This window comes from Pseudomonas sp. HY2-MNA-CIBAN-0224, from assembly GCF_040310285.1.
GTDB classification, from domain to species: domain Bacteria; phylum Pseudomonadota; class Gammaproteobacteria; order Pseudomonadales; family Pseudomonadaceae; genus Aquipseudomonas; species Aquipseudomonas helleri.
This window is the reverse complement of sequence record NZ_JBEOPQ010000867.1, coordinates 1-240: the sequence shown is the minus strand read 5'-3', so window position 1 is coordinate 240 and position 240 is coordinate 1. Positions and strand designations below refer to the sequence as shown.

The 240-nt window shown below is 48.3% G+C and carries 1 protein-coding gene; it reads left to right on the top strand.

The window, feature by feature from the left end; genetic code table 11:
• Positions 1 to 240, top strand: a 240-nt coding sequence (locus AAEZ03_RS28735) for a hypothetical protein (RefSeq protein WP_350583398.1), incomplete at both ends; no start/stop codon positions are given.

Below are 240 nucleotides of genomic sequence, written 5' to 3'. Positions count from 1 at the left end.
GCTGTCACCAGCAAGAGCAGCACGGTATTGATACCTATCTATTACACGTCTATATCCATGAGCGCCATCATCCCCCTTTCACACCGTTGACGGCTTTAATCGGTAGTGCATTCACCTTGAGCTTTGATACGCCGAGCGGATTGACCTATCGTCATCTCTATATCACAGCCATTCGTCAATTGGATCATGATGGCAGTTATGGCTATTACCGTCTGCTGGCACAGCCGATTACCTATCGCT